The sequence below is a fragment of the Pseudoxanthomonas sp. LjRoot143 genome (assembly GCF_964252945.1).
Taxonomy (GTDB): domain Bacteria; phylum Pseudomonadota; class Gammaproteobacteria; order Xanthomonadales; family Xanthomonadaceae; genus Pseudoxanthomonas_A.
In genome coordinates this window covers 705,689-726,756 of sequence record NZ_CAXUPM020000001.1, presented here as the reverse complement: position 1 = coordinate 726,756, position 21,068 = coordinate 705,689, and the positions used below count along the sequence as shown (strand labels likewise).

The 21,068-nt window shown below is 67.9% G+C and carries 22 protein-coding genes; 10 read left to right on the top strand and 12 right to left on the bottom strand.

What is annotated here, in order from left to right:
• The first annotated feature begins 151 nt into the window (after window positions 1-151).
• Together ACSQ1W_RS03440 and ACSQ1W_RS03435 are read left to right on the top strand one after the other, a co-directional pair.
• Entirely contained in the window at window positions 152-895 is a 744-nt protein-coding gene (locus tag ACSQ1W_RS03440) for an SIMPL domain-containing protein (protein ID WP_436041665.1), read from the top strand.
• Between the two features lie 209 nt (window positions 896-1,104).
• A complete protein-coding gene (locus ACSQ1W_RS03435) occupies window positions 1,105-1,779 on the top strand; it encodes a TonB family protein (protein ID WP_436041664.1) in 675 nt (224 codons plus the stop codon).
• 66 nt (window positions 1,780-1,845) lie between these two features.
• Here ACSQ1W_RS03435 and rlmH read toward each other — a convergent pair whose 3' ends face one another.
• The 7 genes from rlmH to leuS all read right to left on the bottom strand — a co-directional run bounded on the left by rlmH (window position 1,846) and on the right by leuS (window position 8,576).
• Window positions 1,846-2,316 carry a 23S rRNA (pseudouridine(1915)-N(3))-methyltransferase RlmH gene (gene rlmH / locus ACSQ1W_RS03430; protein WP_436041663.1) on the bottom strand — a complete coding sequence of 157 codons (471 nt, stop codon included), beginning with the start codon at window positions 2,314-2,316 and terminating at the stop codon, window positions 1,846-1,848.
• Window positions 2,317-2,371: 55 nt separating this feature from the next.
• A complete protein-coding gene (locus tag ACSQ1W_RS03425) occupies window positions 2,372-3,133 on the bottom strand; it encodes a DUF695 domain-containing protein (RefSeq protein ID WP_436041662.1) in 762 nt (253 codons plus the stop codon).
• A gap of 10 nt (window positions 3,134-3,143) precedes the next feature.
• On the bottom strand, window positions 3,144-3,560 hold the full coding sequence (gene rsfS / locus ACSQ1W_RS03420) for a ribosome silencing factor (RefSeq protein ID WP_056878289.1): 417 nt from the start codon (window positions 3,558-3,560) through the stop codon (window positions 3,144-3,146).
• Window positions 3,561-3,591: 31 nt separating this feature from the next.
• Window positions 3,592-4,269, bottom strand: coding sequence for a nicotinate-nucleotide adenylyltransferase (gene nadD / locus ACSQ1W_RS03415; RefSeq protein ID WP_436041661.1), 678 nt, complete (start codon window positions 4,267-4,269; stop codon window positions 3,592-3,594).
• Window positions 4,270-4,275: 6 nt separating this feature from the next.
• Complete coding sequence (gene holA / locus ACSQ1W_RS03410; protein WP_436041660.1) at window positions 4,276-5,310, bottom strand: DNA polymerase III subunit delta; 1,035 nt, start codon at window positions 5,308-5,310, stop codon at window positions 4,276-4,278.
• A complete protein-coding gene (locus tag ACSQ1W_RS03405) occupies window positions 5,310-5,858 on the bottom strand; it encodes an LPS assembly lipoprotein LptE (RefSeq protein WP_436041659.1) in 549 nt (182 codons plus the stop codon). The genes holA and ACSQ1W_RS03405 overlap by 1 nt, the downstream gene beginning before the upstream one ends.
• A gap of 84 nt (window positions 5,859-5,942) precedes the next feature.
• Window positions 5,943-8,576, bottom strand: a complete 2,634-nt coding sequence (gene leuS, locus ACSQ1W_RS03400; protein WP_192269727.1) for a leucine--tRNA ligase — start codon at window positions 8,574-8,576, stop codon at window positions 5,943-5,945.
• Between the two features lie 106 nt (window positions 8,577-8,682).
• Here leuS and ACSQ1W_RS03395 point away from each other — a divergent pair, with 106 nt between their 5' ends.
• Window positions 8,683-9,978, top strand: a complete 1,296-nt coding sequence (locus ACSQ1W_RS03395; RefSeq protein ID WP_436041658.1) for an amidohydrolase family protein — start codon at window positions 8,683-8,685, stop codon at window positions 9,976-9,978.
• A 12-nt stretch (window positions 9,979-9,990) separates the two neighbouring features.
• Here ACSQ1W_RS03395 and ACSQ1W_RS03390 read toward each other — a convergent pair whose 3' ends face one another.
• From ACSQ1W_RS03390 to ACSQ1W_RS03375, 4 genes are all read right to left on the bottom strand, one after another.
• A complete protein-coding gene (locus ACSQ1W_RS03390; RefSeq protein ID WP_436041657.1) occupies window positions 9,991-10,587 on the bottom strand; it encodes a DUF998 domain-containing protein in 597 nt (198 codons plus the stop codon).
• A gap of 30 nt (window positions 10,588-10,617) precedes the next feature.
• Window positions 10,618-11,208, bottom strand: a complete 591-nt coding sequence (locus ACSQ1W_RS03385; RefSeq protein WP_436041656.1) for a DUF4410 domain-containing protein — start codon at window positions 11,206-11,208, stop codon at window positions 10,618-10,620.
• Window positions 11,209-11,282: 74 nt separating this feature from the next.
• Window positions 11,283-11,501 carry a helix-turn-helix transcriptional regulator gene (locus ACSQ1W_RS03380; protein WP_436041655.1) on the bottom strand — a complete coding sequence of 73 codons (219 nt, stop codon included), beginning with the start codon at window positions 11,499-11,501 and terminating at the stop codon, window positions 11,283-11,285.
• The gene (locus tag ACSQ1W_RS03375; RefSeq protein WP_436041654.1) at window positions 11,498-12,127 is read right to left on the bottom strand and encodes a hypothetical protein; all 630 of its coding nucleotides are present in this window, start codon (window positions 12,125-12,127) and stop codon (window positions 11,498-11,500) included. The genes ACSQ1W_RS03380 and ACSQ1W_RS03375 overlap by 4 nt, the downstream gene beginning before the upstream one ends.
• A 140-nt stretch (window positions 12,128-12,267) precedes the next feature.
• Between ACSQ1W_RS03375 and trxA the strand changes: the two genes are divergently transcribed.
• Together trxA and ACSQ1W_RS03365 are read left to right on the top strand one after the other, a co-directional pair.
• On the top strand, window positions 12,268-13,122 hold the full coding sequence (gene trxA / locus ACSQ1W_RS03370; RefSeq protein WP_436041653.1) for a thioredoxin: 855 nt from the start codon (window positions 12,268-12,270) through the stop codon (window positions 13,120-13,122).
• A gap of 41 nt (window positions 13,123-13,163) precedes the next feature.
• Entirely contained in the window at window positions 13,164-13,625 is a 462-nt protein-coding gene (locus ACSQ1W_RS03365; RefSeq protein ID WP_436041652.1) for a DUF4442 domain-containing protein, read from the top strand.
• On the opposite strand, the gene ACSQ1W_RS03360 is transcribed toward ACSQ1W_RS03365, so the two are convergent.
• Window positions 13,626-14,966, bottom strand: a complete 1,341-nt coding sequence (locus ACSQ1W_RS03360; protein ID WP_436041651.1) for a hypothetical protein — start codon at window positions 14,964-14,966, stop codon at window positions 13,626-13,628.
• Window positions 14,967-15,038: 72 nt separating this feature from the next.
• Here ACSQ1W_RS03360 and ACSQ1W_RS03355 point away from each other — a divergent pair, with 72 nt between their 5' ends.
• The 5 genes from ACSQ1W_RS03355 to ACSQ1W_RS03335 all read left to right on the top strand — a co-directional run bounded on the left by ACSQ1W_RS03355 (window position 15,039) and on the right by ACSQ1W_RS03335 (window position 21,061).
• Window positions 15,039-15,710 (top strand): DUF502 domain-containing protein, encoded by a 672-nt coding sequence (locus ACSQ1W_RS03355; protein WP_436041650.1) that lies wholly within the window; start codon window positions 15,039-15,041, stop codon window positions 15,708-15,710.
• A 3-nt stretch (window positions 15,711-15,713) separates the two neighbouring features.
• Window positions 15,714-16,490 (top strand): queuosine precursor transporter, encoded by a 777-nt coding sequence (locus tag ACSQ1W_RS03350; RefSeq protein WP_436041649.1) that lies wholly within the window; start codon window positions 15,714-15,716, stop codon window positions 16,488-16,490.
• A 75-nt stretch (window positions 16,491-16,565) separates the two neighbouring features.
• Window positions 16,566-17,582 (top strand): serine hydrolase domain-containing protein, encoded by a 1,017-nt coding sequence (locus ACSQ1W_RS03345; RefSeq protein WP_436041648.1) that lies wholly within the window; start codon window positions 16,566-16,568, stop codon window positions 17,580-17,582.
• A gap of 123 nt (window positions 17,583-17,705) precedes the next feature.
• Complete coding sequence (locus ACSQ1W_RS03340) at window positions 17,706-19,355, top strand: FecR domain-containing protein (protein ID WP_436041647.1); 1,650 nt, start codon at window positions 17,706-17,708, stop codon at window positions 19,353-19,355.
• Window positions 19,352-21,061: a CHASE2 domain-containing protein gene (locus ACSQ1W_RS03335; RefSeq protein ID WP_436041646.1), complete on the top strand. Its 1,710-nt coding sequence runs from the start codon at window positions 19,352-19,354 to the stop codon at window positions 21,059-21,061. The genes ACSQ1W_RS03340 and ACSQ1W_RS03335 overlap by 4 nt, the downstream gene beginning before the upstream one ends.
• The last annotated feature ends 7 nt before the right edge of the window (window positions 21,062-21,068 follow it).

The following is a 21,068-nucleotide window of genomic DNA, read 5'->3' as shown; positions in this document are numbered from 1 at the left end:
CGCGGCGCCTGACTGAATGGTCCCTGATACGAGCCGGGACCGCATAACCCTGCGCAGGATCACGGCTCGTTCATGTCATCGTGAACACCCTTTCGCCTCGACGACCGGGTGCCGCGCCACCCCCAACACGACAACACGACAAGGAGATCCCATGCGTCTGCCCCTGATCCGCCCCCTGCTGCTCGCCCTGACCCTGTCCCTCGGAACCACTGCCGCCATGACCTCGTCCGCCCAGACCGCTCCGGCCTACGCCATCCCGGCCGACGGCACCCTGCTCAACGTCTCGGCGCAGGCGGAAGCCTCGCGCGTGCCGGACATCGCCACGATCTCCGCCGGCGTCGTCACCCAGGCCGTCGACGGCAACACCGCCATGCGCCAGAACAGCGAGCAGATGGCCAAGGTCGTGGCCGCCATCAAGGCCGCTGGCATCGCCGACAAGGACGTGCAGACCAGCGGAATCAGCCTCAACCCGCAGTACCGCTATGCCGAGAATGAAGCCCCCAAGATCACCGGCTACCAGGCCAACAACACGGTCAGCATCAAGGTCCGCGACATCGCAAAGCTCGGCAAGGTGCTGGATGCCCTGGCCGGCGTGGGTGCCAATCAGATCAACGGTCCCAGCTTCGAGATCGACAATCCGGAGCCAGTCTATGACGAAGCCCGCCTGGCTGCGCTGAAGAAGGCGCAGGCCCGTGCCGAGACCTACGCGAAGTCGCTGGGCCTGAAGGTGCGCCGCATCGTCAGCATCTCCGAGGGCAACGGCGGCTTCCGCCCGATGCCGATGATGGCGATGGCCAAGATGGAAGCCCGCGACGCCAGTGGCGCCCCGCCGGTCTCGCCCGGCGAGACCACGGTCTCGATCAATCTGGACGTGGTGTTCGAACTGGGCAAGTAAACCCTGCCCGACCGTTTGCGATGACGGCGCCCGTAGGGCGCCGTTTTCGTTTCCGGGCCGGACCTCCGGACTACGCCCAAGGTCGAACCCGCCCCCTCTTGCGGATGCCATCCGCCGGAGTACAGTCTGGGCTTGCGGCGCCGGGACGTTGCAACCCCTCTCCCTGCGGCCGAGCGTTGTTCCGTTCACAGCCCTCAAGGAGGTGGATCATGGTTCGCGCACTACCCCACGGTTCCGATACCCGCATCGACATCGGCCGCATCGCCGCCATCGCGGCTGCCATCGCGGTCCACGCTGCCGCCCTGCTCATGCTGTTGATGCCGATGGCCGCGCCGCCCCTCGCAGCCCCTGCCAAGCCGAAAGAAGACGTCCGCTGGTACCCGAAGGAAAAGGTCGAACCGAAGAAGCCGGTCGATGCCGAGATCGTGAAGCGGGTAGAGCCCAAACCCGTCGAGCCCCGGCCGGTGGTGCAGCCGCGTATCGAGACGCCTCCCGTGATCGATGTCCCCATCATCGACAACACCGGAAGCGAGCGCGTCATCGATATCCCGGCGATCGACAGCGGCGAGATCGGCGGCACGTCCGGACAAGGCACGACCGGCCCGTTGTCCTCGGCGACACTGGAGTACGTCCGCGCGACGTCGCCGCGCTATCCGATCAACGAGCTGCGCAACGGCATCCAGGGCACGGTGATCCTGCGCGTGCTGGTGGATGTCGACGGAAAGCCGATCGACGTGACCATCGAGACCAGCAGCGGCAACCGCAATCTGGACAAGGAAGCCCGCCAGCATGTGTTGAAGACCTGGCGCTTCAAGCCCGCCATGCAGAACGGGCAGGCGGTACAGGCCTACGGACTGGTGCCGATCGCGTTCAACCTGCAGTGACGTACGACACGTGAACCAGAAAGCCCGCCTTCCGGCGGGCTTTCTTTTGGGGCGCACCCGTCGCCGTCAGGCGCGGTGATAGGGATGGTTCGCCCGCATCGCGGCGGCGCGATAGACCTGTTCGGCCACCACCAGCCGCACCAGCATGTGCGGCAGCGTCAGCGGGCTGAGCGACCATTTCTCGTGTGCGGCGGCCAACACGTCCGGTGCGTGTCCTTCCGGCCCGCCGATCAGCAGGGCGATGTCGCGACCCAGCGTGCGCCAATGTTCGAGCCGTTGCGCGAGCTGTTCTGACGAGTAGGGCTTCCCCGTGACCTCCAGTGCGACGACATGTGCACTCTTCGGCAACGCCGCCAGCACGCGCTTGCCCTCGTCCTCGATCGCTCGCTGCGGATCCCGCCCCTTGCCGCGCAAACCAGGCTCGATCTCGACCAGGTCGAACGGCAGCCAGTGCGACAGGCGCTTCTGGTACTCGGCGAAGCCCTGCGCTACCCAGGTCGGCGCACGCTCGCCGGTGGCGATGAGGCGGCATTTCATGGCCGCATGTTACCGGCGCGGGACGCCGCGTTGCACGGAAATCCGTAAGAGCGGACTACGAAGCTCCGGCGAGCACTTCGCATTCCCAACCGTCGTAGTGACCCCCGCACTCGCCCGCAAGATCGTAGAGCGGCAGGCAGATATCGTCGATGGTGCCGTACGCAGGGACGTCGTGACGGAACACCTGCGCGCCCCATTCCCGCTCACCGTCGTCGTAGCGATCCGGCGTGCGGTTCTCGAACCCCATGGCGGCGGCTTTCTGCAAGAACTCGTCGCGTGCGGTGGCGCTGGGAAAGGCGGCCCAGTGATCGATCTCGCGCGGCTGCCGCAGCGCATCGCCCTGCTCTTCGAGTGCGGCGCAGACATCGCGGTTCTCCATCGATTCGCGCGCACGCGGACCGGGATAGAGGAACCTGTGATACGTGCTCCATGCCGGATCGGGGCGATATCCCGACTGGTAGCGATACTCGGGTGCCGCGCGCATGGCCCGCTCGACCTGGGCGTCCCAGGCATCGCCCTGCGGCAGGTAGAAGTAGAAATCGCGGCAACCCGACGAGGTGTTGCGGCCGGCATAGACGCCATCGCCGTCAGGCACCAGCAACGGGATCACCCGATCTTCCAGCGCCATCAGCGCATCGAATTCCTGCTGGCTGGACAGTCCATCATCGCGGGGCTCGCGCATTTCCACGCGCAGCCAAGCCATCACCGGGTACTCGTCCGTCGCTACTTCATCGGCGAGGTTCAGGTCGAGGTAGATGGACGCAGGTTGGTCGTCCACCCGGAGCGCGTAGAAATTCCAACGACCTTCCCTGGCCACCGGCGACTCCCTACAGCCGCGATTCGTCCGCCGTCTCGACGTCTTCCGGCGGCTGGTCGCCGACAGTCCACAGGCGTTCCAGCGCATAGAACTCGCGCACGCGCGGCAGCATGACGTGGACGATGACGTCGCCCAGATCCACCAGCACCCACTCGGCCTCGCGCTCGCCTTCCACGCCCAGCGGCATCACGTCGAGCTTCTTGGCGAACTTCACCACCTCGTCGGCGATCGACTTCACGTGGCGGGTGGAGGTGCCCGAGGCGATCACCAGATAGTCGGCGACGCTGGACTTGCCGCGCACGTCGATCTCGACGACATCCTTGGCTTTCAGTTCCTGCACCGCGGCATGCACCGTGGCGAGCAGGTCCGGCAAGGCCGGGGGCGGGCTGGGAAGGCGGGTCTTGATGACGTGGGCTTGGCTGGACAAAGGCTTGGCGGCTCCGGGAACTCGACTGGGATTATAGCGGACCGGCGTCAACGGCCCGTGGGACGTAGAGCCTTTCGTCGGCGATGGCATCCGCGACCGCCGCCGGGACCAGATGGCGCCAGGCCTCGCCGGCGCCGATCCGCCAACGGATCTCGGTGGCCGATTCCGGTTGGAGGGGCTGGTGTAGGCGGTACACGCAGCCTGCGGGCGACCGATGCAAGTCCGCCGGCTGGTCGGTCCAGCGCCGTTCCAGTGCCATCGCCAGTACAGGGGCGAAGCCGGCATCGAGGCCGCTCCCAGGACGGTCGGCGACGATGAAATGCGCCAGGTCGAACAGCTCGGACCACGCCTTCCATGCAGGCAGGCCCAGCAGGCTGTCCGCGCCGATCAGCAAGGCCACCGGAAGCGCCTCTCCGCGTTCTTGCCGCAGTTCGCGCAGCGTGTCGACCGTGTACGACCGCGCCCCGGGATCGCGCTCGGCGCGCTCGAGTTCGCGCCGATCCACACACAGGCCGGGCCCATCCTGCACAGCGAGATCGAGCAGATGGACACGCTGGGCGGCGGTGGCGCCCGGCGGTGCACGGTGCGGCGGATCCGCCGCGGGCATCAGGCGGATCGGCACGCCGAACGTGTCATAGGCCGCACGCGCGATAGCCAGGTGTCCGTTGTGGACGGGGTCGAACGTGCCGCCATAAAAGACCTGCAGCATCGCCCGTCAGGCGACCAGCAGGCGCACGGCCTTCGCATCCGCGATGGCCAGCAGCAGCCGCTCCAGCCCGACCCAGGCATCACCATCGCCCCGGCCTTTGGCGGTGCGGTCGATCCTGGATGCCTCGGCGACGAAGCGGTCCCAGCGCGCGGGCGTGGCATGACGTTGCAGCGCGCGCTTGAACGGCGCCTGCTTCGCCTCCCAGATGCCCTGTGCCTTCATCTCGTTGGCGAGATTGCCGCCATTGGCCTGCACGCGCGCGAGCGTCGCCGTGCGCAGCAGCTCCTTGACGATCATCGGCATCAGGCCGGCGACCACGTCGCCCTCGGCACGCAGGCCAGCGAGGATGCGGGATACCTGCGCGCCCTGCCCCGCCAGCACGGCGTCGGTGAGGCGGAACACGTCGTAGCGCGCGGCATTGGCGACCAGCGACTCCATGCGTTCGACGTCCAGCATCTGGCCGTCGCTGAGCAAGGCCAGCTTGTCGATCTCCTGCGCGGCAGCGAGCAGGTTGCCCTCGACGCGGTCCGCCAGCAGCTGCACCGCGTCGCGATCGGCACGCAGGCCTTTGCTGCGCAGGCGACTCTCGATCCACCCGGGCAACTCGTGCGGCTTGATCGCCCAGGCGACGGCCAGCACCCCGACGCGGGCAACCGCATCGCTCCACTTGCCCTGATAGGCCTTGCCCCACTCGCCCGCCGTGATCAGGAGCACGACATCAGGCGGCGGGTTGGCGCAGAACGCACCGATGACCTCGGCGCCTTCCTTGCCGGGCTTGCCTCCCGGCAGGCGAACTTCGACGAGCCGCTGCGCACTGAACAGACTGGGCGCGTTGAAGCTGGCCTCCAGCTGACCCCAGTCGAAATCTCGCCCGTCGGCATCGAAGACCTCGCGTTCGCCGATGCCCTGCGCACGCGCATGGGCACGCACCGCATCGGCGGCTTCTAGCACACGCAGGGTTTCGGGGCCTGCAATCAAGTAGACCGGCAACAGCGGCTCGGACGTGCCGCGCGCCGCCAGCTGTTCCGGCTTGAGTTCCATCAGGGCGCCGCGTTCACCTGCCCCGAACGCACCACGCCGTCGATGCGGCGAAGGATCGAGGCGGCCATCTCACGGCGCAGTTCGTCGGCGAGCACTTCGCGTTCGGTGGTGGTGCCGGTGGCGTTGTCGGGCTGCGACACATAGTCGCGCGACAGCTCGACGACCTGCTGCGGCACGAGGTCGGTCCCGTCCGCGCGCTTGAAGACGAACACCACCGCGTAACGCAGGGTGTACTCCTGTGAGCGGCCGAACTGGTCGACCGCGATCGGGAGGTCGCCCCAGCGTTCGGAGACGACGCGCAGCGTCGCTACCTGTGTGTCGGGGGCGGCCGCGGCGCCCTCTTCCCCGATCGGCGCCGCCAGCGTACCGCCCGCCGCCTGCAGGCCGCGCGACAGGCTGGTGACCAGCGCGCTGTAAGACGTCGACGACGAAGTGACCCGGACCGGACCGAGGTCGGCGGGCAGCGCGATCTTGTTGCGCAGGTGGAACCCGCACCCGGCCAGGAAGGCCAGGGCGACGACGAGGAGCGGCAGGCGGAATCGGATCATGGGCGAAGTCTGGACGAGCCTGTCATGGGCGGCAAGAGCGTAGCCCGACCGCAGGTGAACACCGGGGCAAGACGCCCCGTCCCCTTATCCCGCCACGATGTTGACGATCTTGCCCGGCACCACGATGACCTTGCGGATCGCCAGGCCCTCGAGGAACTTGGCGGTGTTGGGCTCCGCCTTGGCCAGCGCCTCCACCTGGTCACGCGGCGCATCCGCGCCCACCTCGATGGTGCCGCGCAGCTTGCCGTTGACCTGCACGGCCAGCGTCACCGAATCGCGTACCAGTGCATCGGCGTCCGACTGCGGGAACGCCACGTCCTCCAGCAGCGCCTCGTCATGCCCCAACGCTTGCCACAGCGTGTGGCTGGCATGCGGGGTAATCGGATTGAGCAACAGCACCGCAGCCTCAAGTGCCTCCTGGCGCACGGCGCGTCCTTGCGGCGAGGCATCGTCGAACTTGCCCAGCGTGTTGGACAGTTCCATCACCGCGGCGATGGCGGTATTGAAGCTGTGGCGCTTGCCATAGTCGTTGCCGACCTTGTCGATGGTCTCGTGCGTCTTGCGGCGCACGGCCTTCTGGTCCGCGGTCAGCACCGCAGCCTCGAGCGTCTCGACGGCGCCGTCGGCGGCATGCTTCTGTACCTGCGTCCACAGGCGGCGCAGGAAACGCGCCATGCCTTCCACGCCTGCCTCGTTCCACTCCAGCGACTGTTCCGGCGGCGCGGCGAACATCGAGAACAGGCGCACGGTGTCGGCGCCGAACTTGTCGACCATCGACTGCGGGTCGACGCCGTTGTTCTTCGACTTCGACATCTTCTCGACCGGGCCGATCTTCACCGGCTGGCCGTCGGCCTTCAGCGTGGCACCGACCACGCGCGCCTTGTCGTCGCGCTGGATCTCGACGTCGACCGGATTGATCCAGTCCTTCGAGCCGTCGGCATTGTCGCGGTAGAACGTCTCGGCGATCACCATGCCCTGGGTCAGCAGGTTGGTGGCCGGCTCGTCGCTGTCCACCATGCGCGCGTCGCGCAACAGCTTGTGATAGAAGCGGAAATACATCAGGTGCAGGATGGCGTGCTCGATGCCACCGATGTACTGGTCGACCGGCAGCCAGTAGTTGCCGCGCTTGTCGACCATGTCCTTCGCGCCCGGCGAGGTATAGCGCGCGTAGTACCAGCTCGATTCCATGAAGGTGTCGAACGTGTCGGTCTCGCGCTCGGCAGCCGCGCCGCACTGCGGGCACTTGGTCTTGCGCCACTCGGGATCGGCCTTGATCGGCGACTTCACGCCGTCGAGGGTGACGTTCTCCGGCAGCACGACGGGCAGGTCCGAATCCGGCACCGGGACCGCACCACAGCTCTGGCAGTAGATCACCGGGATCGGGCAACCCCAGTAACGCTGGCGACTGACGCCCCAGTCGCGCAGGCGGTAGTTCACCCGGCGCTGGCCCTGGCCCTTGCGCTCGAAGCGCTCGGCCAGCGCCTCGAAGGCGCCGCGGTAATCCAGCCCGTCGAACTCGCCCGAATTGACCAGTTCCAGGTCATCGCGCGCCTTGTCGCCATACCAGTCGCGCCAGGTGGTGGCGTCGTAGGTCTTCTCGTCGTCGTTCTTCGGCGCCTTCAGCGCGATGACCTGCTGGATCGGCAGCGCGTACTTGCTGGCGAACTCGAAATCGCGCTGGTCGTGGCCGGGGACGGCCATCACCGCGCCGGTGCCGTACCCCATCAGCACGAAGTTGGCGACCCACACCGGCACCTTGTCGCCGGTGATCGGATGCACGGCGCGCAGGCCGGTATCCATGCCGCGCTTTTCCTGCGTTTCCAGCTCCGCCTCGGACACGCCGCCGTGCTTCAGTTCCTCCAGGAACGCCGCCAACGCCGGGTTCGACGCGGCCGCCTTCAGCGCCAGCGGATGCTCGCCGGCGATCGACACGAAGGTCACGCCCATCAGCGTATCGGGACGGGTGGTGAACACCGTCAGCGGTTCGTGGCCTTCGACCGCGAATTGGATTTCCAGGCCTTCCGACCGGCCGATCCAGTTGCGCTGCATGGTCTTGACCGCGTCGGGCCAGCCCGGCAGGTCGTCCAGGCCGTCCAGCAGTTCCTGCGCGTAATCGGTGATGCGCAGGAACCACTGCGGGATCTCGCGCTTTTCGACCAGCGCGCCACTGCGCCAGCCGCGGCCGTCGATGACCTGCTCGTTGGCCAGCACGGTCTGGTCGACCGGGTCCCAGTTCACCACCGAGTTCTTGCGGTAGGCCAGGCCCTTGCGCAGCAGGCGGGTGAACATGCGCTGCTCGTGCACGTAGTAGTCGGGGCGGCAGGTGGCGAACTCGCGCGACCAATCGATGGCGTAGCCCAGCGATTTCAGCTGGCTGCGCATGTGCTCGATGTTGGCGTAGGTCCACTTGGCCGGCGCGGTCTTGTTCTTGATCGCCGCGTTCTCAGCCGGCAGACCGAACGCATCCCATCCCATCGGCTGCAGCACGTTGTGGCCGGTCATGCGCTTGTAGCGGCTGATCACGTCGCCGATGGTGTAGTTGCGCACGTGGCCCATGTGCAGCGCGCCGGACGGATACGGCAGCATCGACAGGCAGTAGAACTTGGGCTTGTCCGACTGCTCGTCGACCTCGAAGGCGCGCCGGGCCTCCCAGAAGGACTGGGCCTGGGATTCGACGGTTTTCGGATCGTAGGAAGCGGGTTCGGCGGCAATGGACATGGCGGTGTGCGACGGCGGCAACGGCAAAGCCGCCAAGGGTACCGCAGCGCACCATGACCCGCCACGCCAGCGGGTAGCATGGAGGGGTCGAAACCGGGGATCCCAGATGACCAAGACCTTGCTCGCCCTCGCCCTGGCCTCCATGGGCCTGCCCGCCACCGCGCAGACCGCCGCGCCGACCACGCTCGCCCTGCATTGCGACCGGCTGTTCGATGCCCGCAGCGGCAAGATCCTGGGTGAGCACACGGTGCTGGTCCGCGACGGCAGGATCGCCGAGGTCATTCCCGGCCGCGCCAAGCTGGCCGATGCCGAGTCCATCGTCTTGGCCGACCACACCTGCACGCCCGGCTGGACCGACCTGCACGTGCACCTGGGTAGCGAATCCAGCCCGCAGAGCTATTCGGAAGGCTTCCGCCTGGATCCGGTGGACTATGCCTTCCGCTCGGTGGGCTATGCCGAGAAGACCCTGATGGCCGGCTTCACCAGCGTGCGCGACCTGGGCGGCGAAGTGGCGCCGCACCTGCGCGATGCGGTGAACCAAGGGCTGGTGAAAGGCCCACGCATCTTCGCGGCCGGCAAGTCGATCGCCACCACCGGCGGCCATGCCGATCCGACCAATGGCTTCAACGACCGCCTTTCGCACCTGCTCGGCCCGCCGGGCCCGACCGACGGCGTGATCAATTCACCGGACGAGGCCCGCCAGGCGGTGCGCCAGCGCTACAAGGACGGCAGCGACGTCATCAAGATCACCGCCACGGGCGGCGTGCTGAGCTACGCCAAGTCCGGCGACGCGCCGCAGTTCGTGGTGGACGAAGTGAAGGCCATCGTGGATACGGCGCGCGACTACGGCTTCCGCGTGGCCGCGCACGCGCACGGCAAGGAAGGCATGCGCCGCGCCATCGTCGGTGGCGTGACCAGCATCGAGCATGGCACCTACATGGACGACGAGATCATGCGGCTGATGAAGCAGCACGGCACCTGGTACGTGCCGACGATCTACGCCGGCCGTTTCGTGGCGGAGAAGGCCAAGATCGACGGCTACTTCCCGCCCGTGGTGCGGCCCAAGGCCCAGCGCATCGGCGCACTGATCCAGGAGACCGCCGGCAAGGCCTACCGCAACGGCGTGAAGATCGCCTTCGGCACCGACATGGGCGTAGGCCCGCACGGAGACAACGCGCGCGAATTCCTTTACATGGTCGAAGCCGGGATTCCCGCCAACGTCGCGCTGCAGGCCGCGACGATCCGCGCTGCGGAAGTGCTGGGCGTCGACGACCAGGGCGTGATCGAGGCCGGCAAGCGCGCCGATATCGTCGCCGTGCCGGGCGATCCGGTCGCCGACATCAACGCGGTGCTGAAGGTCGACTTCGTGATGAAGGACGGCAAGGTGTACCGCCATCCGTAAGTCGCATCGAAGCTAGCCGTCGCCTCGCGCACCGAGCGAGGCGACGCACAGCCAGCCCAGCCAGCCGAGATAGCCCAGGCGCTGGGCGACACCGGCCGGCATCAGTTCGACCGCCAGCAGCGCGACGAACAGCACCAGCAGCGCTGCCACGACGCTGGTACGCGCCAGCAGACGCCACTGAGGACGCCCGCGCAGACCCAGCGCGACCAGCAACGCACCCGGCACGAACGCCACCCACCACAGCATCCAGGCGGTGGCGTGCAGGCTGCTGGCCGGGTTGTCCAGATCTTCGGGGTCCAGCGGCAGCAGCCCCATCGCGACGAAACCCAGCGCAGACAGCAGGGTCAGCTGCGCGCCGACGCGCAACCGCCAGCCCGCGTCGCCTGGCAGGCGACGGCGCAAGCCCAGCGTGGTCACGGCCGCGAGCACGCCGGCGATGACGAATCCCAGCACGTTGAAGCCCAGCGCATTCGGCATGCCCTTGGCGCCCAGCACCGCGACCGGATGCGCGACCTGCGAATAGCCCGGCAATGCCAGGCCGAAACCGAGCAGCGCAGCCACGAACAGCAACGTGGCCGCGGGTCCGGCGAAACCCAACGCTCGTGTCATGCGGCGTGATCCTGATGCGGTGCAGCCACGTCAGTCCTGCTCCCAGCCCGTCGCACCGCCCTGCGTCGCGGCGTGGTTGCCCTGCAGGTAGTCACGCGCCAGCGAAGCGGTCCGCACCAGCATCGTGTTGTCGGCAGCGCCGAAGGTCCACGCGCCCGCCATGCCCTTCGCATGCTGGTAGAACTCCGGTTCGGCGATCACGTTGCCGGTCGCCGCGTCGGTCAGCTTCAGCTTCACCAGCAATTGCGAGCTGCCTGCGAAGGCGCCTGCCCAGAACCGCTTGCCCCCGCTGATGAAGCGGATCTTCTCGATCCGCGGCTCGATCACCAGCGTACGGGCCGGCGTGTGCTTCGGCGCAACCGCATTCTGCTCGGTCACCCACGCCCCCACGCGCTCGTCGAGATTGCGCTGGAAGGCCACCAGCGCTTCCTTGTTGGCCGGATGCTCCGCGTAATCGGGGGCCAGCGTGGTCGGCTTCAACTCATAACGGTCGAACTGTCCCAGCGCTTCGCTGGGCGGCGGATTGGTGGTCGACGACGCGCGGATCTCGTCCTTCGCCCACGCCGTTCCGGCCACGGCGACCGTCAGCAACAGTCCCACCACGATGCGTCGCATGCCCATGATCCGTGCTCCTCCGTCGATGGCGCCGCTCCGCGCCGGGAACGCGACCCTAGCAGACCGGCATGGCGGCCGCGCTATGCGGCGCCTTCCCAGCGGAACACCGCCTCGACGCCCACCCCAAACGTCCGCGCGATGCGGAAGGCCAGTTCCAGCGACGGCGCGTAGCGTCCCGCTTCCAGCGCGATGATGGTCTGCCGGGTTACCCCGCAGGCATCGGCCAGCGCCTGCTGGGTCATCTCGCCACGCTCGAAGCGCAGGCGGCGGATGTCGTTGGCGATCGGGGTACCGGTCATCGGCGGTCGCGCCAATACATCACTGCCGTCGCTGCGTACTCGCACAACCAGCCCCACATCAGCGCGAACACCAGCAGGTTGGCGATCATGAAATGCGTGGCCCACGCCAGCCGGTCTGCCGGCGAGAACGCCAGCATCACCGCCAGACCGACCACGCAGAACGTCAGCGCGCCGCGACCCCAACTGGCGGCTTGTTGTTCGATCCGGCGATCACGTTCGTCTTCCTGCACGCGCCCCTTCCAGCGAGAGCCCAGCACGCCTGTCAGCACGCTCCAGGCGACCAGCAGCAGGACCAGGTTGCGTCCGACCGCCTGGGCGTCCGGGTTGTCCCAGGCCGGACCGTCGGCGAACACGTGCGACTTGGCGAGAAAGTACCCCGTCGCCACCACCATGAAGGCCACGCCCACCCAGGCCTTCCACTCGCCCGGCGACACGCCGCGCTCGGCCTCGCCGACCGGCACGCGCGACACCGCATACATCGAGATCCACGCCAAGGCCACCAGCAGGGCCGTGCCCCACTTGCCCAGATCGACCCCCGCCAACGTGTCAGGGCCCGCCAGCAGCGCCCAGAACGCCAGCATCGCGCCGACCAGCAGGACCAGCCATCCACCCCGTTGCAGCGTCATCGTGGTCACCCATGCCAGACAAAATGTAAGTTAAACATTACATTTCAGTCTTGTGATGTCAAATAATTTTTACATCGACTTGTATCCTGACCTCGGTGACTCCATGTGAAGGCGACCTTCCACGCGCCATGAGCCCATCGATGAGCGACCTGCCCCACGTCTTCGACGCCACCACCGAGACCTTCGAGGACACCGTCCTGCGCAAGTCGCTGGAGGTGCCGGTGCTGGTCGACTTCTGGGCGACGTGGTGCGGGCCATGCAAGACGCTGGGGCCGATCCTGGAAAAGCTGGCAGGCGAGTACAACGGTGCCTTCCTGCTGGCCAAGGTCGATGTCGACAAGGAACAGCAGATCGCGGCGGCCTTCCAGATCCGCTCGGTACCGACCGTCTTCCTGGTCAAGGGCGGACAGATCGTCGACGGCTTCCCCGGCGCGTTGCCGGAAGGCCAGCTGCGCGAGTTCCTGGCTTCGCATGGCGTGCAGCCGGCCGAAGCGGCCGACACCGCCACCGAAGAGATCCCGCTCGATCCTCAGGCGCAGGTCGCAGCGCTACGCGAGGCCGTCTCGGCCGACCCCGACAAGGAAGAACTGAAGCTGGACCTCGTGCTGGCCCTGCTGAAGACCGGCGAGGCCCCCGAGGCCGAGCGTCTGCTCGACGCCCTGCCCGCCAACCTCGCCACCGACGATCGTGCGGTCAAGGCGCGCGCACGCCTGGGGTTCGCCGCCGCCCTCAAGGACGCGCCGGCGCCGGACGCCCTCCGCTCCGCCGTTGCCGCGAACGCGGACGACCTGCGCGCCCGCCACCTGCTCGGCGTGCATGCACTGGTCGCCGGCGACTCGGAAGCGGCGCTCGAACAGTTCCTGGAAATGCTCAAGCGCGATCGCGCCTATGAGGACGGGCTGGCGCGCAAGAGCCTGATCGATGCCTTCCGGGTGATCGAGGACGACGCGCTGGTCAGCCAGTACCGCAGGAAGATGTCCTCCCTGCTGTTCTGAACCGCGAAGACTCCCGTCATCACCGAACAAAGCAGTCCTGCATGAAACCCGGCACCCTGCGCCACATCTTCAACGTGTGGCCGCCCTTCCTGCTCAGCGGCATCCACGTCACCGAGATGGCCCCCGACTGGAGCTTCGCGCGCGTCGAGCTGCGCATGCGCCCCTGGAACCGCAACTACGTCGGCACGCATTTCGGCGGCAGCCTGTTCGCCATGACCGACCCGTTCTGGATGATCCTGGCCAAGGAGCGCCTGGGCGGCGAGTACTACGTCTGGGACAAGGCCGCCGAGATCGAATTCGTCAAACCCGGCAAAGGCACGCTGCACGCCGAGTTTCGTCTGGACGAACGCGTGCTCGAGGAAATCCGCGCCGAGGCCGCCAACGGCGAGAAGCACCTGCGCTGGATGCCGGCGGATGTGTTCAACGCGCAGAACGAGGTCGTCGCCCGCGTGCGCAAGCAGATCTACGTGCGGCTGAAGCCTGACGCCCGCCAAGCGCGATGATCACCGCCGTCGGGCATCCGTCCCGTCGGCAGGCAGGGGCAGCGCAAACACACTGCCTTGCCGGTCGTCGAACAGGTCGATCTCCAGCGCCCCGCCATCGGCGCTGACGCGGACCCTGCGACCCGCCGGCTGGGCGTCCTGCCACGCGTCGAGTCGCTGTGCCAGCGAACGCGCGCCATCATGTCGCCCACGCATCGCGCGCCAAGCCGCCACGGCGCGCAGCCGCGCCTCGGCATCCTGGAAGCGTTCCGCATAGCCCGCCAGCGACGGCGCAGCGACGTTGTCGAGCACGCAGCCGGCCGCGTTCGCCAGACAAGAAAACGTCCATCCTCCGTACAGGGGCGCATGACCGCCTAGCGGCCTGTCAGCGCGTACCAGCGCTTCCGCCTGTGGGCTGCAGAACCATGCATGGCGACGCGCGCCCATCGCCATGGTCTTGCGCTGATCGAGGAACAGATCCGTCTTGAGCTTGCGGTACCAGGGTTGTCCGCCCGCATTGAGCGCATGGAAGGTACCCAGCGCGAACTTCCCCTCTCCAATCATCGTGGGACAGATACCGGCCGCCATAGCACCGTCCGGCCTGAAGGCGTCTTCGCACGTGGCGGGCAGTGGCCGATCGACAGGAAGTTCCGCCAGCATGTCGACGAAGAGCTGCGCTGACGCATTCATCAGCGCGGTTCCCACCATCCCACCGATCAGGTTGTCTCCACTGGCCACCAGCTTGCGCGCCACCGATGCGTTGCGGCAGACCCCCAGCAGCCCCGCCTCGTGGTCGCCGCGCACGAACGCATGGGCATGCGCGGTCTGGGCCTGCAGCAAGGGTTGCAGGGGAGGCAGCGGCATGTCCGGCCGCGCCGGGTATGGATTGCGGAAATAGTCGTAGTCGTCGAGCGCCGTGGCACGTGCCTCGATCGCGGTGCGGGACGCCATGACGGACGCGAGGGCATCCTTTCGCGCGCGGACGTGCCGCAGGCAGTCGGCCTCCCCGACATCGCAGAGCATGTCACCGTGCGCTCCTGCATCGAGCAGCGGCCGGGCGTCCAGCGCCGGACGATGCGGAGGCGCGCCCCCGCCCTCGAGCGTCCACACGGGCAACGCGCGGAAGCGGACGACGTCTTCGGCCAGCAGGCGCTCGGCCTCCGCCACCGGAACGTCGTACTTCAACGACCACAGCGCCGCGAAACCGTTCCTGCCCGCAAGAGGGCGCGGTGCCTCGACCAGGGCCAGCGCCTTGGCATCCTCCGCCGGGACCGGCATCAGCCGACTGACGGTGTACAGGGACACCGCGATCACCACCACACCGAAGGCCAGCAGACCGAACCACCTGAAGAAACCGCTCATTCCATTCCCCCTGCAACAGCGTCCTGCCGACGACTATATAGCCGTGACTGCGCGGCGGCCTACAATATCGCCATGCCCCCCGACCATCCCGCGCACCGCCCCTCGGTGCAGAAACTCTTCATCACCGGCCTGCTGACCCTGCTGCCGATCTGGCTGACCTGGGTCGTCATCAAGTTCGTCTTCGTACTGCTGTCCGACATCAGCAAACCGTGGGTGGAACCGCTGTCGCACCAGATCGCGGCGACATTCCCGCAGTCGCTGGGCTGGTTCAACGGCCTGTGGGTGCAGAACACCATCGCGATGGTCGCCACGCTGTTCGTCATCGTCGCCGTCGGCGCGCTGACCCGGCGCGTGGTCGGGCAGCGGCTGCTGAGCTGGTTCGAAGCGCTGATCGCGCGCGTGCCGCTGGCCAACGTCATCTACACCAGCGCGCGCAAGCTGCTGGACATGCTGGAAACCAAGCCGGGCAGCACGCAGCGCGTGGTGCTGATCGACTTCCCGCACCGGGACATGAAATCGGTCGGTCTGGTCACGCGGGTGATCCGCGAGGAAGGCAGCGGCCGAGAACTGGCCGCCGTCTACGTACCGACCACGCCGAATCCCACGTCGGGCTACCTGGAAATCGTGCCGGTCGAACTGCTGACGCCGACCGACTGGACGGTGGACCAGGCGATGAGCTTCATCATTTCCGGCGGTGCGGTCGCGCCGGAGACCATGCCCTTCACCCGCGCCGGGGAGCGCTGAACGATGCAGGCGCCGCGCGCGCTGGACGATCGCGCGGTCCGCCTCTTCATCGTGCTGGCGGCGGTGTTCTGCGCGAACGCCGTGCTTGCCGAGTTCATCGGCGTCAAGATCTTTGCGCTGGAAGACACGCTCGGCATCGCGCCGCTGGAATGGAACCTGTTCGGCCAGACCGGCTCGCTCAGCTTCACCGCTGGCACGCTGCTGTGGCCGTTCGTGTTCGTGCTGACCGACACGATCAACGAGTTCTTCGGCAAGCGCGGCGTGCGCTTCATCTCGTGGCTCGCGGTGGCGCTGATCGTCTACGGCTTCCTGTTCGCCTTCGCCGCCATCGCGCTGGCGCCCGCCGGCTGGTGGGTGGAGGCCGCGCAGGCGCAGGGCGTGCCGGATTACCAGAAAGCCTTCGCCGCGATCTTCGGCCAGGGCATGTGGACCATCGCCGGCTCGGTGGTGGCGTTCCTGGTCGGCCAGCTGATCGACGTGTCGGTGTTCCACCGCATCCGCAACGCCACGGGCGAGCGCTGGGTATGGTTGCGTGCCACTGGCTCGACCGCGATCTCGCAGCTGGTGGACAGCTTCGTAGTGATCTACATCGCCTTCGTGCTGGGGCCGCAGAAGTGGCCAACCTCGTTGTTCCTGGCGGTCAGCACGGTCAACTACGCCTACAAGATGCTGGCCGCGATCGCACTGATCCCGCTGTTGTACCTGATGCGCCACGGCATCCGCCGCTACCTCGGACACGAGCGCGAACGGCAACTGCGCGCCGAAGCCGCCATCGACTGATCGCGTGCGTTAGGCTGGACACCGCGACGCCGGGAGAACGCGATGAAAGCGGTCTGGCTATGGGGAGTCCTGCTGATGACCACAGGGGCAGCAAGCGCCGCCACGCGCGAGGCCACCATCGATGCGTGGATGCGCGATTACACCGGTGAGGTTCCCGGCGCCTCGGTGCTGGTACTCAAGGACGGCGCACCGGCGTTCCGGCGTAGCTATGGCATGGCTGACCTCGAAGCCGGCGTCGCCAGCTCGCCCACGACCAGCTACCGCCTGGCGTCGGTCAGCAAGCAGTTCACCGCTGCCTGCCTGCTGTTGCTCGCAGAAGATGGCGCGCTGTCGGTCGACGATCCGCTGAAGCACTGGCTGCCGTCCCTGCATGCGGCGGCGGACGGCGTCACGCTGCGCCACCTGCTCAGCCACACCTCCGGTCTGGTCGACTACGAAGACCTGATGCCGGCGCACGAGACACGACAGGTGCATGACGCCGACGTGCTGCAGCTGCTCGAACGCGAGGATCGTCTCTATTTCCCCGCCGGCAGCGCTTATCGATACAGCAACAGCGGCTACGCGCTATTGGCCCTGGTGGTCGAACGCGCCTCTGGCCAACGGTTCGCCGCATTCCTGCAGACCCGTATCTTCGCGCCGCTGGGCATGACGGCGACACAGGCGCGCGAGGACGAAGGCCCGGCGGTGACGGATCGCGCGTTCGGCTACAGCCTCATCGATGGTCGCTGGCAGCGCACCGACCAGAGCACGACCAGTGCGGTGCTCGGGGATGGCGGCATCTACTCCTCGCTGGCAGACCTCGCGCTCTGGGATGCGGCGCTGTACGACGACCGTCTGCTGTCGGCGACCTCGCGCGCGGCGGCGTTCGCACCCGCCACCCCCACGACGGAATCCGACGTCGCGCATTACGGCTTCGGTTGGCGCCTGCAGGGCGCCATGCAATGGCATTCCGGCGAGAGCATCGGCTTCCGCAACGTGATGCTCCGGTTCCCGGCGCAGCGTCTGACCGTGATCGTGCTGAGCAACCGCAACGGCCCGGAGCCGTATCCGCTGGCACGGCGCATCGCCGCCCTGTGGGGTGGTGTGCCGTAAGCACGCCTACGGCTTAGTGTGAGGTGACGGAAAAACCACTCCTGACCGGCCAGTGCGGTCGATGGACCCGCTTATAATTGTGACCAGTTCGACATTTCGTACGGTCAGGCGCGGGAGCAGGCAATGCAGAGGCGGGCAATCCGGGGCAAAGGATGGCTGGGATGGGGGCTCGTGCTGCTGTTGCTGGCGTCGTGGTCGGCCCAGGCGCAGGAATGGGTCTATCGGGTGCGTCCCGGCGACACGCTGTGGGACGTGACCGGCGCCTACCTCAAGCCGTCGATCCCGTGGCAGCGGCTGCAGGAACACAACGGCATCGCCAATCCCTACCAGCTCCCTCCCGGCAGCACCCTGCGGATCCCGTTGCAGTGGCTGGACCGCCAGCCAGCGAACGCGAAGGTCGTCGCGCTGCAGGGCGACGCCACCGCGCGCATGGCCAGCGGTCGCGATGCACCCGTGACGCCGGGGATGTCGCTGGCCAGCGGCGCGCGACTGAAGACCTCGCCGGAAGCCTCGCTGAGCCTGCAGTTCGCCGACGGTTCACGCCTGCTGCTGCTCGGCGACAGCGAGTTGCTGCTCGACCGCCTTACCCGTTTCGGCCGCTCCGGCATGGCTGATACCCGCCTGCGCCTGCAGCGCGGCAGGATAGGAAATGACGTGCGCCGTCTGAATGGCCCGGCCGCCAACTTCATCGTCGACACGCCGACCGCATCGTCCGCGGTACGCGGAACCAAGTTCCGCGTCGAAGCGGGCGATGCCCGTTCGCAGACGGAAGTCCTGGAGGGCCGCGTGGCGGTGAACGCCCCGCGCCAACGCGGCGCGGTGCTGCGTCCGGGGTTCGGCGCCGTGGTGGCAGCGGGACAGTCGACCGTCTCGCCCGTCCGGCTGCTTCTCGCGCCCGACCTGTCGCGCATCGCCGCGCTGTCGCAGACGGCCAACCCCGAACTGGCCTGGCCGGCGGTGGAGGGCGCACACCAGTACCGCATCCAGGTGAGCGCACGACGCGCCTTCGACAGCCTGCGGGTGGATGCCGAGAGCGATGCGCCCCGCTATGCCCTGCCCGCGCTGGAAGCAGGCCACTACTTCGTGCGCGTGCGCGCGATCGCCGCCAGCGGACTCGAGGGACGCGACGCCGTCATCGAGCTCCGTATCGACGACCAGCCCGCGCCGCCGTATTCGATCGCGCCCGCGGCCGCCAGCGTCGTGCGCACGCCCGAGGTCGCACTGAGCTGGACGCAGGCGCCCGGCGCGACGGCCTACGAGTACGAAGTCGCGGCGGACGCCGCAGGGACGGTCGCCGAAGCGCGCGTCGACGGCGCAACCAACGCACGCCTGCGCGAGCCGCTGCCTCCGGGCGACTACCACTGGCGCATCCGCAGTGTGGACGGCGCCGGCAAGGCCGGACCCTTCGGCGACCGCGTGGCGTTCACCGTGCGCCCCCTGGCCGAAGTCACCGAAATCGACGGTTCGGCCGCCACCTCGGGCAATACTCGCGAGGTGACGTTCCGCTGGCCGACAGGCCAGCCCGGCCAGCGCTACCGCTTCCAGATGTCGCGCACGCCGGACTTCAGCGCACCGCAGGTCGACCAGGTGGTCGGTGTCGCCCAGATCACCCTGCCCCGCCTACGCTCCGGCACGTGGTATCTGCGCGCCCAGACCATCGACCTGGATGGGTTCGAAGGGCCTTTCCCTGCCCCGCAGGTGATCGAGGTCCCATGTCGCTGGTGTCGGATTGGCGCCGGAGCCGGCGCATTGCTCATACTGCTGGCCCTGTGAGCACCCCTGCGCCAACGCCGAAGTGGAAGCCCCGCCTGCTGACGGCGGTGGGTGCGGCTGCCCTTGCGATCCTGGTGGCGCTGTCGGGCCTGACGGCCCCGCTCGACGCATGGATTTACGACCGGCTCGTGCTGGGCGCGGCAGCCGACGCCGATCCCCGCATTGTGGTGGTGGACGTCGATCAGAAGAGCCTGGCCGAGCTCGGCCGCTGGCCGTGGTCGCGCCGTACGCATGCGCAGCTGGTGGACCGCCTTCGCCTGACCGAGGTGAAGGGCATCGCGTTCAACGTCCTGCTGTCGGAGCCCGCACTGTTCGATCCGGAAGGGGATGCGTTGCTGGCGCGCGCGATCAGCCGCAGCGGCCGGGTCGTGTTGCCGGTGCTGGCGGAACCCGTCCAGCTCAACAGCTCCACCGTGGAACTTATGCCGATCCCCGAGTTCGCCGCGTCCGCGGCCTCGCTGGGCCATGCCGAAATGGCGCTGGACGACGATGGCGTGGCGCGTAGCGCCTACCTGCGTGCCGGCCTCGGCTCGCCGCACTGGCCGGCGTTGGCGCTGGCGCTGTTGCAGCTTGACCAACCCTCAGGCGTCGGCGCGCACCTGCCGGGCCGCCGCCTGGCGGCCACCGGCCTGGATCCGGTGTCGCCCTTCGAATGGGTGCGCGACTATGAGGTGTTGGTCCCGTTCACCTCGCCGCCCAACGCCTTCCGGCACGTCTCGTACACCGACGTCCTCAACCAGCGGATTCCGGCATCGCTGCTGCGCGGCAACTGGATCATCGTAGGTGTCAGCGCCACCGGCATGGGACCGTTGGCGCGCGCTCCGGGGCAATCCCCCACCACCAGCATGAGCGGCACCGACTACCAGGCCAACCTGCTCAACATGCTGCTGAAGCGCGCCGCCATCACGCCGATGTCCGAAGGTTGGCAGGCCGTGCTCGCCGCGCTGCTCTCCGCATTGCCCCTGTTGCTGTCGCTGCTGCCCGGGCTGCGGCGCATCTGGCGCCCGACGGTACTGACGATGGTGGGCACGCTGGTGCTCTCGGTGCTGTTGCTGCGCTACGGGCATGCCTGGTTCTCGCCGGTGCCGGCCCTGCTGGTGCTCGCCCTGGGTGCATCGCTGTGGGTGTACCGGCTGCTGCGTCGCACCCACCACCAGGCACAGTCGGACGCGCTCACCGGACTGGCCAACCGCAACCGCTTCGACCACGCACTGGACCACGAACTGCGTATCGCACGCCGCAGTGGCCAGCCGCTGTCGCTGCTGGTGATGGATATCGACCACTTCAAGCAGCTCAACGACACTCAGGGCCATGCCGCTGGCGACGCTGCGCTGAAGGCGCTTGGCCGCATCCTGCGCAGTCGCGCGCGGCGCCCGCGCGATCTGGTCGCCCGGCTGGGCGGCGATGAGTTCGCCGTCCTCCTCCCGGAGACGTCGGCGCAGGCGGCGGCGACCATCGCGACCACCATCCACGTGGACCTCGCCAACCACGGGCGCAAGCCGCACGGCGCGAACGCCAGCGCACCACCGCCCTTCACGGCCAGCGTCGGTATCCATACCTACGTGAGCGGCGATGACGCAGGGCCGGAAGACGTCTTCGACCGCGCCGACGCCGCGCTCTACCGTGCCAAGCAGGCCGGCCGCAACCGCAGCTTCAGCCACACCGGCGAACACGAACCGGTCGGCACGCCCGTCCAGCGCATCTGACCCGCGC

Excerpts from the sequence above, each read along its gene's own strand:
- ACSQ1W_RS03350 (WP_436041649.1), top strand. The coding sequence starts at position 15,714 with ATGCAGGCGCCGCGCGCGCTGGACGATCGCGCGGTCCGCCTCTTCATC.
- ACSQ1W_RS03395 (WP_436041658.1), top strand. The coding sequence starts at position 8,683 with ATGACCAAGACCTTGCTCGCCCTCGCCCTGGCCTCCATGGGCCTGCCC.
- ACSQ1W_RS03385 (WP_436041656.1), bottom strand. The coding sequence starts at position 11,208 with ATGGGCATGCGACGCATCGTGGTGGGACTGTTGCTGACGGTCGCCGTG.
- ACSQ1W_RS03360 (WP_436041651.1), bottom strand. The coding sequence starts at position 14,966 with ATGAGCGGTTTCTTCAGGTGGTTCGGTCTGCTGGCCTTCGGTGTGGTG.
- ACSQ1W_RS03380 (WP_436041655.1), bottom strand. The coding sequence starts at position 11,501 with ATGACCGGTACCCCGATCGCCAACGACATCCGCCGCCTGCGCTTCGAG.
- ACSQ1W_RS03345 (WP_436041648.1), top strand. The coding sequence starts at position 16,566 with ATGACCACAGGGGCAGCAAGCGCCGCCACGCGCGAGGCCACCATCGAT.
- ACSQ1W_RS03435 (WP_436041664.1), top strand. The coding sequence starts at position 1,105 with ATGGTTCGCGCACTACCCCACGGTTCCGATACCCGCATCGACATCGGC.
- leuS (WP_192269727.1), bottom strand. The coding sequence starts at position 8,576 with ATGTCCATTGCCGCCGAACCCGCTTCCTACGATCCGAAAACCGTCGAA.
- ACSQ1W_RS03390 (WP_436041657.1), bottom strand. The coding sequence starts at position 10,587 with ATGACACGAGCGTTGGGTTTCGCCGGACCCGCGGCCACGTTGCTGTTC.
- holA (WP_436041660.1), bottom strand. The coding sequence starts at position 5,310 with ATGGAACTCAAGCCGGAACAGCTGGCGGCGCGCGGCACGTCCGAGCCG.
- rlmH (WP_436041663.1), bottom strand. The coding sequence starts at position 2,316 with ATGAAATGCCGCCTCATCGCCACCGGCGAGCGTGCGCCGACCTGGGTA.
- ACSQ1W_RS03365 (WP_436041652.1), top strand. The coding sequence starts at position 13,164 with ATGAAACCCGGCACCCTGCGCCACATCTTCAACGTGTGGCCGCCCTTC.
- trxA (WP_436041653.1), top strand. The coding sequence starts at position 12,268 with ATGAGCGACCTGCCCCACGTCTTCGACGCCACCACCGAGACCTTCGAG.
- nadD (WP_436041661.1), bottom strand. The coding sequence starts at position 4,269 with ATGCTGCAGGTCTTTTATGGCGGCACGTTCGACCCCGTCCACAACGGA.
- ACSQ1W_RS03375 (WP_436041654.1), bottom strand. The coding sequence starts at position 12,127 with ATGACGCTGCAACGGGGTGGATGGCTGGTCCTGCTGGTCGGCGCGATG.
- ACSQ1W_RS03440 (WP_436041665.1), top strand. The coding sequence starts at position 152 with ATGCGTCTGCCCCTGATCCGCCCCCTGCTGCTCGCCCTGACCCTGTCC.
- ACSQ1W_RS03340 (WP_436041647.1), top strand. The coding sequence starts at position 17,706 with ATGCAGAGGCGGGCAATCCGGGGCAAAGGATGGCTGGGATGGGGGCTC.
- ACSQ1W_RS03355 (WP_436041650.1), top strand. The coding sequence starts at position 15,039 with ATGCCCCCCGACCATCCCGCGCACCGCCCCTCGGTGCAGAAACTCTTC.
- ACSQ1W_RS03405 (WP_436041659.1), bottom strand. The coding sequence starts at position 5,858 with ATGATCCGATTCCGCCTGCCGCTCCTCGTCGTCGCCCTGGCCTTCCTG.